This window comes from Enterobacter sp. 01-M-03-SI-ECC (assembly GCF_047530215.1).
Lineage (GTDB): Bacteria > Pseudomonadota > Gammaproteobacteria > Enterobacterales > Enterobacteriaceae > Enterobacter > Enterobacter chengduensis.
This window is the reverse complement of the sequence record NZ_JBLKDA010000024.1, coordinates 30,306-45,270: the sequence shown is the minus strand read 5'-3', so window position 1 is coordinate 45,270 and position 14,965 is coordinate 30,306. Positions and strand designations below refer to the sequence as shown.

Annotated in this window: 15 protein-coding genes; 9 read left to right on the top strand and 6 right to left on the bottom strand. The window is 58.6% G+C overall.

The window, feature by feature from the left end; all coding sequences use genetic code 11:
- Position 1: 1 nt before the first annotated feature.
- The 3 genes from hemX to hemC are packed head-to-tail and all read right to left on the bottom strand — an operon-like array spanning position 2 to position 2,897.
- Positions 2-1,198: a uroporphyrinogen-III C-methyltransferase gene (gene hemX, locus ACMWKK_RS19450; RefSeq protein ID WP_112781694.1), complete on the bottom strand. Its 1,197-nt coding sequence runs from the start codon at positions 1,196-1,198 to the stop codon at positions 2-4.
- 20 nt (positions 1,199-1,218) lie between these two features.
- A complete protein-coding gene (gene hemD, locus ACMWKK_RS19445; RefSeq protein ID WP_112781695.1) occupies positions 1,219-1,959 on the bottom strand; it encodes a uroporphyrinogen-III synthase in 741 nt (246 codons plus the stop codon).
- Positions 1,956-2,897: a hydroxymethylbilane synthase gene (gene hemC / locus ACMWKK_RS19440; protein ID WP_139156921.1), complete on the bottom strand. Its 942-nt coding sequence runs from the start codon at positions 2,895-2,897 to the stop codon at positions 1,956-1,958. The genes hemD and hemC overlap by 4 nt, the downstream gene beginning before the upstream one ends.
- 350 nt (positions 2,898-3,247) lie before the next feature.
- Between hemC and cyaA the strand changes: the two genes are divergently transcribed.
- Entirely contained in the window at positions 3,248-5,788 is a 2,541-nt protein-coding gene (gene cyaA, locus ACMWKK_RS19435) for a class I adenylate cyclase (RefSeq protein WP_032644797.1), read from the top strand.
- A 232-nt stretch (positions 5,789-6,020) separates the two neighbouring features.
- Here the strand turns inward: cyaA and cyaY are convergent, their stop codons facing one another.
- Entirely contained in the window at positions 6,021-6,341 is a 321-nt protein-coding gene (cyaY, locus tag ACMWKK_RS19430; protein WP_032644796.1) for an iron donor protein CyaY, read from the bottom strand.
- Between the two features lie 135 nt (positions 6,342-6,476).
- Here cyaY and lptM point away from each other — a divergent pair, with 135 nt between their 5' ends.
- The 8 genes from lptM (at position 6,477) to corA (ending at position 13,436) form a co-directional block, all read left to right on the top strand.
- The gene (lptM, locus tag ACMWKK_RS19425) at positions 6,477-6,680 is read left to right on the top strand and encodes an LPS translocon maturation chaperone LptM (protein ID WP_032646076.1); all 204 of its coding nucleotides are present in this window, start codon (positions 6,477-6,479) and stop codon (positions 6,678-6,680) included.
- 35 nt (positions 6,681-6,715) lie between these two features.
- Positions 6,716-7,540 carry a diaminopimelate epimerase gene (dapF, locus tag ACMWKK_RS19420; RefSeq protein ID WP_008501545.1) on the top strand — a complete coding sequence of 275 codons (825 nt, stop codon included), beginning with the start codon at positions 6,716-6,718 and terminating at the stop codon, positions 7,538-7,540.
- Positions 7,537-8,244 carry a DUF484 domain-containing protein gene (locus ACMWKK_RS19415; protein WP_045330274.1) on the top strand — a complete coding sequence of 236 codons (708 nt, stop codon included), beginning with the start codon at positions 7,537-7,539 and terminating at the stop codon, positions 8,242-8,244. Before dapF ends, ACMWKK_RS19415 begins: the two co-directional genes overlap by 4 nt.
- Positions 8,241-9,143, top strand: a complete 903-nt coding sequence (gene xerC, locus ACMWKK_RS19410) for a tyrosine recombinase XerC (protein WP_045330271.1) — start codon at positions 8,241-8,243, stop codon at positions 9,141-9,143. The genes ACMWKK_RS19415 and xerC overlap by 4 nt, the downstream gene beginning before the upstream one ends.
- Complete coding sequence (gene yigB / locus ACMWKK_RS19405) at positions 9,143-9,859, top strand: 5-amino-6-(5-phospho-D-ribitylamino)uracil phosphatase YigB (protein ID WP_112781697.1); 717 nt, start codon at positions 9,143-9,145, stop codon at positions 9,857-9,859. Before xerC ends, yigB begins: the two co-directional genes overlap by 1 nt.
- 107 nt (positions 9,860-9,966) lie before the next feature.
- The gene (gene uvrD / locus ACMWKK_RS19400) at positions 9,967-12,129 is read left to right on the top strand and encodes a DNA helicase II (protein WP_028014791.1); all 2,163 of its coding nucleotides are present in this window, start codon (positions 9,967-9,969) and stop codon (positions 12,127-12,129) included.
- 149 nt (positions 12,130-12,278) lie between these two features.
- Positions 12,279-12,335: a YsgD/CorL family protein gene (gene ysgD / locus ACMWKK_RS19395; protein ID WP_212743980.1), complete on the top strand. Its 57-nt coding sequence runs from the start codon at positions 12,279-12,281 to the stop codon at positions 12,333-12,335.
- A gap of 150 nt (positions 12,336-12,485) precedes the next feature.
- Complete coding sequence (gene corA / locus ACMWKK_RS19390) at positions 12,486-13,436, top strand: magnesium/cobalt transporter CorA (protein ID WP_008501540.1); 951 nt, start codon at positions 12,486-12,488, stop codon at positions 13,434-13,436.
- A gap of 84 nt (positions 13,437-13,520) precedes the next feature.
- Here the strand turns inward: corA and rarD are convergent, their stop codons facing one another.
- Positions 13,521-14,417 carry an EamA family transporter RarD gene (gene rarD, locus ACMWKK_RS19385; protein WP_023309622.1) on the bottom strand — a complete coding sequence of 299 codons (897 nt, stop codon included), beginning with the start codon at positions 14,415-14,417 and terminating at the stop codon, positions 13,521-13,523.
- Positions 14,418-14,468: 51 nt separating this feature from the next.
- Positions 14,469-14,936, bottom strand: coding sequence for an acyl-CoA thioesterase YigI (yigI, locus tag ACMWKK_RS19380; protein WP_045330259.1), 468 nt, complete (start codon positions 14,934-14,936; stop codon positions 14,469-14,471).
- Positions 14,937-14,965 lie beyond the last annotated feature (29 nt).

Genomic DNA, 14,965 nt, shown 5'->3' with positions numbered 1-14,965 from the left:
ATTACTCTCCTTGTGGTGCGCTTTCAGGCGCGGGAGCCGGAGCGGGCGCCGCTCCGCCCGTCTGCTCGGCCGGTACGCCCGGCTGTGCCAGCAGGTTACGCACGCGCGTCTGCATCAGCTTCTCCAGAATCGGCTGGCTGGCCAGCTTGTCCGGCACGTTCATGGTGATGTTCTGCTGGCTCAGCTTGTCGATATCTTCGAGGAACGCGGTGGTCGTCGCATCATCGGTGTTGTAGTAAGCGCGCACCCACGTTGAGACGTTATCCAGCGCCTGTTTGTAGGTCTCTTCCTGATGACGCGGCACGGCCTGTGCCGCCACCAGCAGGCGGGAACGGATGTTCTCGCGCAGATAGATATCCTGATTAGGCGCTAACAGCGGCACGGCGGTTTCATCGCGACGACGAATGGTGATAAAGCTGTCCATAAAGTTCTGCCAGCTTTTCTGCAGGTTGATGCGCCATTCGCTCAGGGAGCTGGAAAGCTCGGTACCGTCGGAGTCCATCGGGGAGTCGTCGTCGTTATTATCCGCCAGCTGCAGGTTATCGATCTGGTTCGAAAGCTGGTTCACTTTGAGGATAATGCCGTCGTAATCCACCTGCGAGACGGCGGAGAGGCTGGCGATATCTTCGGTAATCGCGCGACGGGCGGTGATAAGGCTCGGGTCGTTCATGTCTGCCAGGCTTGCATCGGCGCTTTTCAGCAGCGCGGCGGCAGTGGTGACGTCCTGATCGCTCCACAGCTTACGCCCGGCGAGCTTCACCAGGAAATCAGCCTGCGAGAGCAGCCAGGTTTTGGCGTCGGTGCCGGAAATCGTTGCGACTTTCTGCTGCACGTCGCCTAGCTGTTTGGTCAGCGCTTCCTGCTTGCTGTTCGCTTCGGCAAGCGCGGCGGCCTGCTGCTTAATCACTGTTTCCAGCTCGGTTTTCTGCGTTTCCTGCGCTTTTTGCAGGGCGGTGAGCTGATTGACCAGCGCGTCGTTAGTGGACGTCTGATTCGCGCTCTGTTGCTTCACCAGCCCGTACAGGCCAACGCCCGCTGCCAGCGCAATGGCGATGGCAATCGCGCTCAGCGCGAGGCTGGTTTTGTTGCTGCCGTTTTTCTTCTCAGCGGTTTTCTCAGTCGTCTCTGGCTGTGGCGTCGTCTCCACAGTCTCCCTGGTCTCTTCAACCACGGCGGAGGATTTGTCGTGTTCCGTCATTATGGCTTCCCATTTGAGAGTTATTGTAATGCGCGCAGCAGCGCATCGTTGTCGGCGTTATCAGCGATCCGAATATCCTGCCAGCCCAGTTCCCGGGCCTGGTTCGCCAGACGCTCACTGACGACAAGAAGCCGACAGCGGAGTAACCAGTTTTCGCGATACCAAAGCGGTATCAGCGCCCAAAGCTGTTGTAACATTTCACCGCTGGTGACCACCAGCGTATTGATGCCCCGCGCGTGCCAGCGCATCGCCTCTTCCGCGCCATCGTAGTGCTTTGCGCAGCGCTGATAGCACTCAACGAACGTCACGTTCGCACCCCGTTCACGCAGCGTTTCACCCAGCAGCTCGCGGCCACCGTTGCCGCGTAAAATGAGCGCACGCTTGCCGGCAACGGTTTGTAATTCAGGTAATTGTAGCAAGACTTCACTGATTTCCCGATCTAACGGGTAACGAACGTCCGCGCCGCTTACGGTATGCAGCGCCAGCGCCGTTGTACGGCCAATCGCGAAATAACGGGGGGCGGTTGGCCAGGCCAGGCCCTGCTGCTGCAGCTGCCCGTGGGCAAAATCCACGGCATGCTGCGACAGCGCAAACAGCAGGTCGCCTTCCTGAAGGGTATTCATCTGGTCGGCGAGCGCAGAGAGCTCGCGGCCGGGGGAGAATTCAATGAGCGGAAAACTCCAGGCCACCTGCCCCAGTGTGCGCAGACGGCTCACTAACTGCTCTCCTGCGGGAGAAGGGCGGGTGACGAGAATACTCATGCAGGGGGTTCTCCATTATAAACGTCAGCCAGGATCTCGCGGGCGCCGTTATCCAGTAATTCTTCCGCCAGCGACACGCCAAGCTGCTCGGCATCTTGCGCTTTGCCGCGACGTTCGCCGCGCACCATCTGCGAACCGTCCGGGGCGCCCACCAGCGCGCGCAGCCACAGCTCGCCATTCGTTAATTCAGCATAGCTGCCAATCGGCACCTGGCACCCGCCTTCGAGGCGGGTATTCATCGCCCGCTCGGCTTTTACGCGGGTCGCGGTTTCGTCATGGTTCAGCGGGGCAAGGAGCTCCCGGGTACGCGCATCGTCCAGACGGCACTCAATGCCGACGGCACCCTGGCCCACGGCCGGCAGCGACAGCTCTGGCGGCAACGCCACGCGAATGCGCGACTCCAGACCCAGACGCTTCAGGCCAGCAACGGCGAGAATAATGGCATCGTAATCGCCGTTATCCAGCTTGCCCAGACGCGTACCGACGTTACCGCGCAGCGAGCGAATGATCAGATCGGGACGACGCTCCGCCAGCTGACACTGACGGCGTAAACTGGACGTGCCAACCACGCTACCTTCTGGCAGCGCGTCGAGCGAGTCATAGTGGTTAGAGACAAACGCATCGCGCGGATCTTCGCGCTCGCAGATGGTCACCAGCCCCAGCCCTTCCGGGAATTCGACGGGCACGTCTTTCATCGAATGTACGGCGATATCGGCACGGTTCTCAAGCAATGCCAGTTCCAGTTCTTTGACAAACAGGCCTTTGCCGCCCACTTTCGCCAGCGGCGTATCGAGGATCACGTCACCGCGCGTGACCATCGGCACCAGCTCGACGCGCAATCCACTGTGGCAGGCTTCAAGGCGCTGCTTCACATAATGTGCCTGCCAGAGCGCAAGAGGGCTTTGGCGTGTGGCAATTCTCAAAACATTGTCTAACATGCTTGTTACCGTCATTATCAATCGCTAACCATCCTAACATTGTTGACTCTGGGATGGCAGTTTTACGGTTGATGAAGCGAGAGAGGGACAAGGTGGCGGATTCGTCAGCCATTGCCGTATTCAGGAATTTACACGTACAGAACGGTGCTACACTTGTATGTAGCGCATCTTTCTTTACGGTCAACCGGCAAGGTGTTAAATTGATCACGTTTTAGACCATTTTTTCGTCGCTACCACTAAAAATGATAAGGGCGAAAAAGGGTAACGGTTATCTTTTTGAAATACTGCGGGCCCGCTGTTATTCGTGTTCTGAATAGCTTGCGACACCCGGAAACATCAGGCGATACGTCTTGTACCTCTATATTGAGACTCTGAAACAGAGACTGGATGCCATAAATCAACTGCGTGTGGATCGCGCGCTAGCTGCTATGGGCCCTGCTTTCCAGCAGGTATACAGTCTGCTGCCGACATTATTGCACTATCACCACCCGCTGATGCCCGGCTACCTTGACGGTAACGTTCCCCAGGGCATTTGCCTTTTCACGCCTGATGAAACCCAACAGCATTATTTGAACGAGCTGGAGCTCTACCGCGGCATGCCGCCTCAGGAGTCCCCGAAGGGTGAACTGCCCATTACCGGCGTTTACTCCATGGGGAGTACCTCATCGGTAGGGCAAAGCTGTTCTTCGGACCTGGATATCTGGGTCTGCCATCAGTCCTGGCTCGATAACGACGAGCGTCAGCTGCTGCAGCGTAAATGCAGCCTGCTGGAAAGCTGGGCGGCGTCGCTCGGCGTGGAAGTGAGCTTCTTCCTGATTGATGAAAACCGTTTCCGCCATAACGAAAGCGGCAGTCTGGGTGGTGAAGACTGCGGCTCGACCCAGCACATCTTATTGCTGGATGAATTCTACCGTACTGCCGTACGCCTGGCCGGGAAGCGTATTCTGTGGAATATGGTCCCGTGTGAAGAGGAAGAGCATTACGACGATTACGTCATGTCGCTTTATGCGCAGGGCGTGCTGACGCCAAACGAATGGCTGGACCTCGGCGGCCTCAGCTCGTTGTCTGCGGAAGAGTACTTTGGCGCAAGCCTCTGGCAGCTCTATAAGAGTATCGACTCGCCGTACAAAGCGGTGCTCAAAACGCTGCTGCTGGAAGCCTATTCCTGGGAATACCCTACGCCGCGCCTGCTGGCGAAAGATATCAAGCAGCGACTGCACGACGGGGAGATCGTCTCCTTCGGTTTAGACGCCTACTGCATGATGCTGGAGCGCGTGACCGAATACCTGAAAGCCATTGATGACACCACGCGTCTTGACCTGGTGCGTCGATGTTTCTATCTCAAAGTGTGTGAGAAGTTGAGCCGCGAGCGCGCCTGCGTGGGCTGGCGTCGTGAAGTGGTCAGTCAGTTAGTGAAAGAGTGGGGATGGGACGAAGCGCGTCTGTCCATGCTCGACAACCGGGCCAACTGGAAAATCGATCAGGTGCGTGAAGCGCACAACGAACTGCTTGATGCCATGATGCAAAGCTACCGTAACCTGATCCGCTTTGCGCGCCGTAACAACCTCAGCGTTTCCGCCAGTCCGCAGGACATCGGGGTATTGACCCGTAAGCTGTACGCCGCGTTTGAAGCGCTGCCGGGCAAAGTCACGCTGGTTAACCCGCAGATTTCGCCAGACCTGTCAGAACCGAACCTGACCTTTATCTATGTTCCGCCGGGCCGCGCGAACCGCACCGGGTGGTATCTTTACAACCGTGCGCCAAGCATGGACTCCATCATCAGCCATCAGCCGCTGGAATATAACCGCTATCTGAACAAGCTGGTGGCCTGGGCCTGGTTTAACGGCCTGCTGACCTCGCGCACGCGCCTGTTTATCAAAGGCAACGAGGTGGTCGATCTCGCGAAGCTGCAGGAGATGGTGGCGGATGTCTCGCACCACTTCCCGCTGCGTCTGCCTGCCCCAACGCCAAAAGCGCTCTACAGCCCGTGCGAGATTCGCCATCTGGCGATTATCGTCAACCTGGAATACGACCCGACGGCGGCCTTCCGCAATCAGGTGGTCCATTTTGACTTCCGCAAGCTGGACGTCTTTAGCTTTGGCGAGCAGCAAAACTGCCTGGTGGGCAGCGTAGACCTGCTGTATCGCAACTCGTGGAACGAAGTGCGTACCCTGCACTTCAACGGCGAGCAGGCGATGATCGAAGCGCTGAAAACCATTCTCGGCAAGATGCATCAGGATGCCGCGCCGCCGGACAGCGTCGAAGTGTTCTGCTACAGCCAGCATCTGCGTGGCTTAATTCGTACCCGCGTGCAGCAGCTGGTCTCTGAGTGTATCGAACTGCGCCTCTCCAGTACCCGTCAGGAAACCGGGCGCTTTAAGGCGCTGCGCGTCTCCGGCCAAACCTGGGGTCTGTTCTTCGAGCGCCTGAACGTGTCGGTACAGAAGCTGGAAAACGCCATTGAGTTCTACGGCGCGATTTCGCACAACAAGCTGCATGGCCTGTCGGTGCAGGTGGAAACCAACCACGTTAAGCTGCCGCAGGTGGTGGACGGATTCGCCAGTGAAGGGATCATTCAGTTCTTCTTTGAAGAGTCGGGCGACGATGCCGGGTTCAACATTTACATTCTGGATGAGACCAACCGCGCCGAGGTGTATCACCACTGTGAAGGCAGTAAAGAGGAGCTGGTGCGCGACGTCAGCCGCTTCTACTCCTCTTCGCATGACCGCTTCACCTACGGCTCAAGCTTTATCAACTTTAACCTGCCGCAGTTCTACCAGATTGTGAACGTGGACGGGCGAGCGCAGGTGATTCCGTTCCGAACCCAGACGATAGCGCCAGTTCCCGCAAACCAGGATACCGCCCCGCTGTTGCAGCAGTATTTCTCCTGAGCCTTTTCGCCGGGTGGCGCTGACGCTTACCCGGCCTACGGTCCGAGCCGCTGTTGCCGGGTGGCGCTGACGCTTACCCGGCCTACGGTCCGAGCCGCTGTTGCCGGGTGGCGCTGACGCTTACCCGGCCTACGGTCCGAGTCGCTGTTGCCGGATGGCGCTGACGCTTATCCGGCCTACGGTTGGAGCCGTTGTAGGCCCGGTAAGGCGTAGCCGCCACCGGGCAACAAAACTACCTGAAACGCACGTCCTCACCCGCCTGCGCGGTCGCCGCCTGTTCCAGCAGATCCCAGAACGGCACGCCGCTGCGGTCGCAAACCCATTCCCCGTCTTTCAGATCGAAATGATAGCCGCCCTGCTTAGCCGCCAGCCAGACCTGGTGAAGCGGCTCCTGGCGGTTAATAATAATTTTGCTGCCATTTTCGAAGCTCAGGGTCAGAATGCCGCCGTTGATTTCACAATCGATATCGCTGTCGCCGTCCCAGTCGTCAATACGCTCTTCGATGGTCATCCACAGGTTGTCGGCAAGGCGATGGAATTCACTGTCGTTCATGGTTTTGTTCCTGTTTTTCGTGATGCCGGCAGTATAACCCTAAATAATTCCCGTTGCAGGAGAGCGGCAAACTCTTGCTTTTGTGTCTTCTCCTGCGATGATAGAAACAGATTTGAACTTACGGGCATCTTTATAATGAAAAACGCTTTCCGAACGCTTGCCGTTCTCATCACGCTGTTTAGCCTGACGGGCTGCGGACTGAAGGGACCACTGTACTTCCCACCTGCGGATAAAACCGCACCGCCGCCGACGAAACCCGTTAACAGCGGCATTGAGTCTTCCACGCCAAATACGAACGACCGTGGCGACAACGGCGGCCCGACTCAGGTTAATCTCTGACGACAACGTTCTGTACCCGCGCAATGGAGCAAATGATGCAGTTCTCTAAAATGCATGGCCTTGGCAACGATTTTATGGTCGTCGACGCGGTAACGCAGAATGTGTTTTTCTCCCCGGAACTGATCCGTCGCCTGGCGGATCGGCATCTGGGCGTGGGGTTCGATCAGCTGCTGGTGGTTGAGCCGCCGTACGATCCCGACCTCGATTTTCACTACCGTATCTTTAACGCCGACGGCAGCGAAGTTAACCAGTGCGGCAACGGCGCGCGCTGCTTTGCCCGCTTTGTTCGCCTGAAAGGGCTGACCAACAAGCGTGATATTCGCGTCAGTACCGCCAATGGCCGCATGGTGCTCAGCGTCACTGACGATGAACTGGTGCGCGTGAACATGGGCGAGCCTAACTTCGAGCCCTCCGTCGTGCCGTTTCGCGCAAACAAAGCGGAAAAGACCTATATTATGCGTGCGGCCGAGCAGACAGTATTGTGCGGCGTCGTCTCAATGGGTAACCCACACTGCGTGATTCAGGTTGATGATGTGGAAACCGCGGCGGTCGAAACGCTCGGCCCGGTGCTGGAAAGCCACGAACGTTTCCCGGAGCGTGCGAACATCGGCTTTATGCAGGTGGTGAAGCGCGAGCACATTCGTCTGCGGGTTTACGAGCGCGGCGCGGGTGAGACTCAGGCCTGCGGCAGCGGTGCCTGTGCGGCGGTGGCCGTGGGCATCTCCCAGGGGTTACTGGCAGAAGAGGTTCGCGTGGAATTACCGGGCGGTCGGCTTGATATCGCCTGGAAAGGACCGGGTCATCCACTGTATATGACTGGCCCGGCGGCACATGTCTATGACGGGTTTATCCATCTATGAAACAACCAGGGGAAGAACTGCAGGAAACAGTGACGGAACTGGACGACAGAGCCGTTGTTGATTATCTGCTGCGCAATCCTGAGTTTTTTATTCGCAATGCACGCGTCGTCGAAGAGATGCGCGTGCCGCATCCGGTTCGCGGGACCGTGTCGCTGGTCGAATGGCACATGGCGCGCGCGCGCAACCACATCAATCAGCTTGAAGAGAACATGACGCTGCTAATGGAGCAGGCCAGCACCAATGAAAGCCTGTTTTATCGTCTGCTGCATCTGCAGGCGCGTCTGGCGTCGGCGCACAGCCTTGACGAGTTCCTCAGCCGCTTCCACCGCTGGGCGCGCGAGCTGGGGCTGGCGGGCGCAACGCTTCGTCTGTTCCCTGACCGCTGGCGCATTGGCGCGCCGTCGGGGTTTACCCATCTGGCACTCAGCCGTCAGGCGTTTGAACCGCTGCGCATTCAGCGTCTGGGGCATGAGCACCACTATCTGGGGCCGCTGAACGGACCCGAGCTGCTGGTGGTGCTGCCGGAGGCCAAGGCGATTGGCTCGGTGGCGATGTCGCTGATGGGTCGCGATGGCGATCTGGGCGTCATCTTATTTACCAGCCGCGACGCGCATCACTATGAGCAGGGGCAAGCCACCCACCTGCTGCAGGAGATCGCCCTGATGCTGCCCGAGCTGCTGGAGCGCTGGATTGAGCGCGTATGACGGACGGACTGCTCGCCACTGACGTCTCGCGCTTTCTGCGCTATCTCGGCGTGGAACGTCAGCTTAGCCCCATTACGCTGCTTAACTATCAGCGTCAGCTTGATGCCATCATGCAGATTGCCGAAGAGATCGGCCTGAAAAGCTGGCAACAATGTGACGCCGCCACGGTGCGCGGGTTCGTCGTGCGTAGCCGTAAAAAAAATCTCAGCCCGGCGAGCCTGGCGCTCAGGCTCTCCGCGCTGCGCAGTTTCTTCGACTGGCTGGTCAGCCAGGGTGGCTTAAAAGCCAACCCGGCGAAAGGGATCGCCACGCCGAAAGCCCCGCGCCATCTGCCGAAAAATATCGACGTCGACGACGTCAATCGCCTGCTGGATATTGACCTTAACGATCCGCTGGCCGTGCGCGACCGCGCGATGCTGGAGGTCATGTACGGTGCCGGGCTGCGTCTGTCTGAACTCGTCAACCTCGACCTAAAGCATCTCGATCTGGAATCGGGCGAAGTGTGGGTAATGGGCAAGGGCAGCAAAGAGCGCCGCCTGCCGATTGGCCGCAACGCGGTCTCGTGGATTGAGCACTGGCTTGACCTGCGCGGGCTGTTTGGTGCGGACGAAGATGCGCTGTTCCTGTCGAAGCTCGGCAAGCGGATATCGGCGCGGAACGTGCAGAAGCGCTTTGCGGAGTGGGGCATCAAGCAGGGGCTGAACAGCCACGTTCACCCGCACAAGCTGCGCCACTCCTTTGCGACACACATGCTTGAGTCGAGCGGCGATCTGCGCGGCGTGCAGGAACTGCTCGGCCACGCGAATCTGTCGACGACTCAAATCTATACCCACTTAGACTTCCAGCACCTTGCCTCGGTGTATGACGCGGCGCATCCACGCGCCAAACGGGGGAAATAATGCGTTTTTACCGCCCACTGGGTCAGATCTCCGCGCTGACGTTTGACCTTGATGACACCCTTTATGACAACCGCGAGGTGATCCTGCGCACGGAGCAGGAGTCGCTGGCGTTTGTGCAGAACTACCATCCCGCGCTCAAGGCGATGCAAAACAAGGACTTCCAGAAGCTGCGTCAGTCCCTGCGGGAGACCGAGCCGGACATTTACCACGACGTGACCGAATGGCGTCGCCGTGCGGTGGAGCAGGCGATGCTGAATGCGGGTCTGAGTGCCCAGGATGCTGCTATCGGTGCCGAAGCGGCAATGGAAAACTTTGCTAAATGGCGCAGCCGTATCGACGTGCCGCAGGAGACCCACGACACGCTGGCGAAGCTTGCCGAAAAGTGGCCGCTGGTGGCCATCACCAACGGCAACGCCCAGCCGGAGCTGTTTGGCCTCAGCGATTACTTTGAATTCGTGCTGCGCGCAGGCCCACACGGGCGCGCGAAGCCGTTCAGCGATATGTATCATCTGGCGGCGGAAAAGCTGAATTTGCCGCTCGGCCAGATCCTGCACGTAGGGGATGACCTGACCACGGACGTGGCCGGAGCCATCCGCTGCGGCATGCAGGCCTGCTGGATCAAGCCGGAAAACGCCGACCTGATGATTGCCTCCGACAGCCGTCTTCTGCCGCACGTGGAAATTTCGCGGTTGGCATCCCTCACGACGCTGATATAATCACCAGTAATATTGTATAAATTACCAGGGTTGTGCAGTTGTAGGCCCGGTAAGCGTAGCGCCACCGGGCGTTTTGCTCTGTTCCTGAATACTATGTGACGGTGCCAATGGACGTTTCTTACCTGCTCGACAGCCTTAATGACAAACAGCGTGACGCGGTTGCCGCCTCGCGCACCAACCTGCTGGTGCTGGCTGGAGCGGGCAGTGGTAAGACGCGCGTGCTGGTTCACCGTATCGCCTGGCTGCAGAGCGTGGAGAACTGCTCCCCGTATTCCATCATGGCGGTGACGTTCACCAACAAGGCAGCGGCGGAGATGCGCCACCGTATCGCCCAGCTGATGGGTACCAGCCAGGGCGGCATGTGGGTCGGCACCTTCCACGGTCTGGCGCACCGCCTGCTGCGCGCGCACCACATGGACGCCAACCTGCCGCAGGATTTTCAAATTCTCGACAGCGAAGACCAGCTCCGCCTGCTGAAGCGCCTGATCAAGGCGATGAACCTCGACGAGAAGCAGTGGCCGCCGCGTCAGGCGATGTGGTACATCAACGGCCAGAAAGACGAAGGGCTGCGCCCGCACCATATTCAGAGCTTCGGCAACCCGGTCGAGCAGACCTGGCAGAACGTCTACAAAGCCTATCAGGAAGCGTGCGATCGCGCCGGTCTGGTGGATTTCGCCGAGCTGCTGCTGCGCGCCCACGAGCTGTGGCTCAACAAGCCGCACATCCTGCAGCACTACCGTGAACGCTTTACCAATATCCTGGTGGACGAATTCCAGGATACCAACAACATCCAGTACGCGTGGATCCGCCTGCTGGCCGGTGATACCGGCAAGGTGATGATCGTGGGTGATGACGACCAGTCAATCTACGGCTGGCGCGGGGCGCAGGTGGAGAACATCCAGCGCTTCCTCAACGACTTCCCCGGCGCGCAAACCATCCGTCTGGAGCAGAACTACCGCTCGACCAGCAACATCCTGAGCGCGGCCAATGCCCTGATTGAAAACAACAACGGGCGTCTGGGTAAAAAGCTGTGGACCGACGGCGTCGACGGCGAACCGATTTCGATTTACTGCGCCTTCAACGAGCTCGACGAAGCGCGCTTCGTGGTCAACCGCATTAAAACCTGGCAGGACAACGGCGGCGCGCTGGAGCAGTGCGCCATTCTCTACCGCAGCAACGCCCAGTCGCGCGTGCTGGAAGAGGCGCTCTTGCAGGTGGGCATGCCGTACCGCATTTACGGCGGCATGCGCTTCTTCGAACGCCAGGAAATCAAAGACGCGCTCTCGTATCTGCGTCTGATTGCGAACCGTAACGACGACGCGGCGTTTGAACGCGTGGTGAATACGCCAACCCGCGGCATCGGCGACCGCACGCTGGACGTGGTGCGCCAGGCCTCGCGCGACCGCCAGCTGACGCTGTGGCAGGCATGCCGCGAGCTGCTGCAGGAAAAAGCCCTCGCCGGACGTGCCGCCAGCGCCCTGCAGCGCTTCCTTGAGCTGATTGACGCCCTGGCGCAGGAAACCGCCGACATGCCGCTGCACGTGCAGACCGACCGGGTGATTAAAGACTCCGGCCTGCGCACCATGTACGAGCAGGAAAAAGGCGAGAAGGGCCAGACCCGAATCGAGAACTTAGAGGAGCTGGTCACGGCAACGCGCCAGTTCAGCTATAACGAAGAAGACGAAGACCTGATGCCGCTGCAGGCGTTCCTGTCGCATGCCGCGCTGGAAGCGGGGGAAGGGCAGGCGGACACCTGGCAGGATGCGGTTCAGCTGATGACGCTGCACTCCGCCAAAGGCCTGGAGTTCCCACAGGTGTTTATCGTCGGCATGGAAGAGGGGATGTTCCCGAGCCAGATGTCGCTGGATGAAGGCGGCCGTCTGGAAGAAGAGCGTCGTCTGGCCTACGTGGGCGTGACCCGTGCGATGCAAAAGCTGACGTTAACCTACGCCGAAACCCGCCGTCTGTACGGGAAAGAGGTCTATCACCGTCCGTCGCGCTTTATCGGCGAACTGCCGGAGGAGTGCGTGGAAGAGGTGCGTCTGCGGGCCAGCATCAGCCGTCCGGTCAGCCATCCGCGTATGGGCTCACCCATCTCTGAAACCGACACCGGCTACAAGCTGGGCCAGCGCGTGCGCCATTCAAAGTTTGGCGAAGGGACCATTGTGAATCTGGAAGGCAGCGGCGAGCACAGCCGCCTGCAGGTGGCGTTCCAGGGGCAGGGGATCAAATGGCTGGTGGCGGCCTATGCGAAGCTGGAAACAGTCTAACTTTCAGAAAAATATCATTATTTTGTAATAATCTGCTAGCCTTATACGGTGAAGGTCAATTAATGCCCTTCAGCGTTCCGTTGCGTGTTGACGCCACAGTTATAGCTGGCGTAACATGCGCGCACGATTACGCTAAGAGGACATTCGCCTTGGACACACCCAGTAGATACTGGCTCAATTCCCTGTCATCCAGGAACAACTCCTAAGGCTATCTCCTCTTGCTGATGGCCTTAGTGGTTGTCAGCGACTGCACTAATCCCGTCGCGCTGAGTCAGGCTGTTTAATGGTCTGAAACCCAATTTGTTTCTGTGTGCCCACCGAACTGTCCGATATTTTTTGCATTGGGAGTCCCGGTCATGTTGAGCGCATTTCAACTCGAAAATAACCGACTGACTCGGCTTGAAGCCGAAGAGTCACAGCCCCTCATTGATGCCGTATGGGTGGATCTGGTCGAGCCGGACGACGATGAGCGCCTTCGCGTACAATCTGAGCTGGGGCAAAGCCTGGCAACCCGCCCGGAACTGGAAGACATCGAAGCCTCCGCGCGTTTTTTTGAAGACGAAGACGGCCTGCACATTCACTCCTTCTTCTTCTTTGAAGATGCGGAAGACCACGCGGGTAACTCCACCGTGGCGTTTACCATTCGCGACGGCCGTCTGTTTACCCTGCGCGAGCGCGAACTTCCGGCCTTCCGCCTCTACCGCATGCGCGCTCGCAGCCAGGCGATGGTGGACGGTAACGCCTACGAGCTGCTGCTCGACCTGTTCGAAACCAAAATTGAACAGCTGGCGGACGAAATTGAAAACATCTACAGCGATCTGGAAAAGCTGAGCCGGGTGATCATGGAAGGCCATCAGGGCGATGAGTACGATGAAGCGCTCTCCACGCTGGCGGAGCTGGAAGATATCGGCTGGAAGGTGCGTTTGTGTCTGATGGATACCCAGCGCGCGCTGAACTTCCTGGTGCGCAAGGCGCGTCTGCCGGGCGGTCAGCTGGAGCAGGCGCGTGAGATCCTGCGCGATATCGAATCCCTGCTGCCGCACAACGAATCCCTGTTCCAGAAGGTGAACTTCCTGATGCAGGCGGCGATGGGCTTTATCAACATCGAGCAGAACCGCATCATCAAGATCTTCTCGGTGGTATCCGTGGTGTTCCTGCCGCCGACGCTGGTGGCATCGAGCTATGGGATGAACTTTGAGTTTATGCCGGAGCTGAAGTGGAGCTTTGGCTACCCGGGGGCGATTATCTTTATGATCCTCGCGGGGCTGGCGCCGTATCTGTACTTTAAGCGTCGTAACTGGCTGTAAAAATCTGGCGGGTGGCGCTGCGCTTACCCGCCCTACAGAACGTGTAGGCCGGATAAGGCGCAGCCGCCATCCGGCAAAAAGGCCCTACAGCCCTTTACGCACTCTGCGCTGGGTATAAATCGCATCGGCAACGAAGATCGCCAGCGCCACCCAGATAAAGGCGAACGTCACCATCTTATCCGCCCCCGGCACTTCCCCGTAGAACACCACCGCCAGCAGGAACATTAGCGTCGGACCAATGTACTGGAAGAAGCCCAGCGTGGAGAGGCGCAGGCGCGTTGCCGCGCCGGTGAAGCACAGCAGGGGAATGGTGGTCACCACGCCCGCCGCCATCAGCATCAGATTCAGCGACCACGGGTTGCTGCCCATGTGGCTGGTGGCGCTGTCGGCGATGCCGAAGAGGTAGATCGCCGCCACCGGCAGCAGCCACAGGGTTTCAAACAGCATCCCCGTCTGTGCTTCCACCGCAATCTTCTTACGCACCAGACCGTAAAACGCAAAGCTGAACGCCAGGCCGAGGGCGATTATCGGCAGCGAGCCGAAGGTCCAGAGCTGCACCAGCACGCCGCAGAAGGCCAGGATCACCGCCACCCACTGCATCCGGCGGAAGCGCTCACCGAGGAAAATCATCCCCAGCACAATGTTCACCAGCGGGTTAATGAAGTACCCCAGGCTCGCTTCGAGCATGTGATGGTTATTCACCGCCCAAATAAACAGCAGCCAGTTGCCGCCAATCAGCACGGCAGAGAGCGCCAGCAGGAAGATCTTCTTCGGCGTTTGCAGCAGCGTTTTGACGCCCGACCACTGACGGCTGAGGCTCATCAGCGCAATCATGAAGAAAAACGACCAGATAACGCGGTGAGTGAGGATCTCATCGGCCGGAACGTAGGCGATAAGCTTGAAGTACGCCGGGGCGATACCCCAAATAAAATAAGCGGCAAGGGCGAGTAAAACGCCCTGCCGCGTCTGTTTAGCATCCATCGGGAAAATCCGTTACAAGAAAGTGAATCAATTTTACCCGATTTTGCCGCCTCAACCCACCATATAAGTGGCGGTTGCGCTGGCGATATAAACCTGTTCTTCGTTGTGTAATTCAACGCGCGCCACGGCAACTTTATTCCCCGCGCGCAGCAGGCTGCTGGTGCAGGTGAAGCGATTTCCGCGCCCCGGGCGAAGATAGTCGACGCGCAAATCAATGGTGCCCATGCGCGCCAGACGCTGGCGGAGTTCGTCTTCGTTGATGGTTTCATGGCGGGTCAGCGTACTGCCAACGCAGACCAGACCTGCCGCCACGTCGAGCGCGGAGGCAATCACGCCGCCGTGCAAAATACTTTGCGCCCAGTTACCGACCATCATCGGCTGGTTGTTGAAGCTCAGCTGGGCGAAGTCTTTCTCGTAACGCTCCAGCTCCAGTCCCAGCGCGCGGTTGAACGGCATATGGTAAACAAAAATCTCGCCCACAAGTTTTAACACTTCTTCGGCGGTAAGCATGGCTGACATGAGGCATCACATCCCTATTGTTAATGAAA

Coding starts and splice junctions, on each gene's coding strand:
- hemX (WP_112781694.1), bottom strand. CDS start 1,198: ATGACGGAACACGACAAATCCTCCGCCGTGGTTGAAGAGACCAGGGAG.
- hemD (WP_112781695.1), bottom strand. CDS start 1,959: ATGAGTATTCTCGTCACCCGCCCTTCTCCCGCAGGAGAGCAGTTAGTG.
- hemC (WP_139156921.1), bottom strand. CDS start 2,897: ATGTTAGACAATGTTTTGAGAATTGCCACACGCCAAAGCCCTCTTGCG.
- cyaY (WP_032644796.1), bottom strand. CDS start 6,341: ATGAACGACAGTGAATTCCATCGCCTTGCCGACAACCTGTGGATGACC.
- lptM (WP_032646076.1), top strand. CDS start 6,477: ATGAAAAACGCTTTCCGAACGCTTGCCGTTCTCATCACGCTGTTTAGC.
- dapF (WP_008501545.1), top strand. CDS start 6,716: ATGCAGTTCTCTAAAATGCATGGCCTTGGCAACGATTTTATGGTCGTC.
- ACMWKK_RS19415 (WP_045330274.1), top strand. CDS start 7,537: ATGAAACAACCAGGGGAAGAACTGCAGGAAACAGTGACGGAACTGGAC.
- xerC (WP_045330271.1), top strand. CDS start 8,241: ATGACGGACGGACTGCTCGCCACTGACGTCTCGCGCTTTCTGCGCTAT.
- yigB (WP_112781697.1), top strand. CDS start 9,143: ATGCGTTTTTACCGCCCACTGGGTCAGATCTCCGCGCTGACGTTTGAC.
- uvrD (WP_028014791.1), top strand. CDS start 9,967: ATGGACGTTTCTTACCTGCTCGACAGCCTTAATGACAAACAGCGTGAC.
- corA (WP_008501540.1), top strand. CDS start 12,486: ATGTTGAGCGCATTTCAACTCGAAAATAACCGACTGACTCGGCTTGAA.
- rarD (WP_023309622.1), bottom strand. CDS start 14,417: ATGGATGCTAAACAGACGCGGCAGGGCGTTTTACTCGCCCTTGCCGCT.
- yigI (WP_045330259.1), bottom strand. CDS start 14,936: ATGTCAGCCATGCTTACCGCCGAAGAAGTGTTAAAACTTGTGGGCGAG.